The 1,252-nt window shown below is 63.3% G+C and carries 4 protein-coding genes; all 4 read left to right on the top strand.

The genetic code is table 11. The annotated features are described in order from the left end of the window. The first annotated feature begins 399 nt into the window (after positions 1 to 399). From A5622_RS30805 to A5622_RS16095, 4 genes are read left to right on the top strand one after another with little or no spacing between them, the layout of a single operon-like run. Entirely contained in the window at positions 400 to 600 is a 201-nt protein-coding gene (locus A5622_RS30805; RefSeq protein WP_066876094.1) for a helix-turn-helix transcriptional regulator, read from the top strand. Continuing rightward, entirely contained in the window at positions 597 to 815 is a 219-nt protein-coding gene (locus A5622_RS16105; protein ID WP_232002805.1) for a helix-turn-helix domain-containing protein, read from the top strand. Before A5622_RS30805 ends, A5622_RS16105 begins: the two co-directional genes overlap by 4 nt. Continuing rightward, a complete protein-coding gene (locus A5622_RS16100) occupies positions 812 to 1,030 on the top strand; it encodes a hypothetical protein (protein WP_066877191.1) in 219 nt (72 codons plus the stop codon). The genes A5622_RS16105 and A5622_RS16100 overlap by 4 nt, the downstream gene beginning before the upstream one ends. 8 nt (positions 1,031 to 1,038) lie before the next feature. Continuing rightward, positions 1,039 to 1,215, top strand: coding sequence for a hypothetical protein (locus A5622_RS16095; RefSeq protein WP_156752978.1), 177 nt, complete (start codon positions 1,039 to 1,041; stop codon positions 1,213 to 1,215). Positions 1,216 to 1,252 lie beyond the last annotated feature (37 nt).

Genomic DNA, 1,252 nt, shown 5'->3' with positions numbered 1-1,252 from the left:
AGGCAAGGTGAGATCGCCGTGCCTGTCATTGGTAGGCATTGTGTCCAACCCTTTTCTCTCGTGTCGGCGGACGCTTTGAATCTAAACGCCTACCGTTGGACGTGACTATACCTGCTGGTGTCGCATCCGCAATAGTGAGCGCCGTCACCATCTTCGCAGGTCATCATACTTACACGGCTGTAATTAGAACGTCAAGGTGTCGCATGAACGAAAAGTAGGTAGCGCGTGCTGCTTGACGGATTACCGTCGAGTAGGCGACACTTGTTGCACATTCAAAAGCGGCCGCCGTGACGGGCGGTAAACAGCCGAAAGCAAGTGATTACGTTGCCAGTGAAGCACGTCCAGCCCCGAAACCTGACCCTCCTACGTACACTAGTCGGCCCCCAACCAGGCGCCCTCATGTCGGCGCGAAAACTGGCCAGCCGCAGCACAATTCACCACTCTTTTGTGTCCCGGCTCCTCGCCGGTGAATGCACCACCCTGTCGGCGGACCGCGCCGCCCGCATGGCCGAAGTGCTCGGTGTCCGACCGGCCGTACTTTTCCGGCCCATCCCGACAAACAACAAGCGCACTCACATCAAACACGGAGACGCGAAATGAGCGGGACCGCCGCGCCGGCGCGTGTCGTGATGGAGCCCGAGCTGCTGAGCAAGAAGGACGCCGCGCAAGCCCTCGCGGGCATGTCGACGCGCGAACTCGACCGTTATGTCAGGCGCGGTGCTATCACACCACGTATGTTGGGCAGCCGCGTGGTGTTTACTCGAGATGAGGTCCGCCGGTTCGCCACCGAGCTACCCACCTGGGAGCCCAAGTGAACGCCCGGCACGTCGCCGACACCGAGGCCGCGCTCGCCGGCACGGTAGCCGCGCTCGACGACGGCAACGCCCAAATCGCTGCGCTCGAGGACGAACTCGTCGCCGCCAGGTCCACCGTCGACGGCTGGCAGAACATCGCGATCCAGCTCGCCGCGACGTGCGCCGACCTCCGCGAAGCACTCACCGCCGCCCGATGGGCCGGCCTCACGAAATGAGCATCCGCATGCCGAGCCGCCGCATCACCGACGAACTCGTCCACCTCATGTTCTGCCCGCCGCAGCCCCGCGACCACCACGCCCAAACCGTGACGGCCCGCGACATCGTCGCCGTGATCATCCTGCTCGCCACCATGGCGCTACTCGGCGCGGCGGTCCCGCTCATTTCGCGTCTCCGTGTTTGATGTGAGTGCGCTTGTTGTTTGTCGGGATGGGCCGGAA

Source organism: Mycobacterium sp. 1245801.1 (assembly GCF_001673055.1).
Taxonomy (GTDB): Bacteria; Actinomycetota; Actinomycetes; order Mycobacteriales; family Mycobacteriaceae; genus Mycobacterium; species Mycobacterium europaeum_A.
This window is presented reverse-complemented; position numbering and strand designations above follow the sequence as displayed.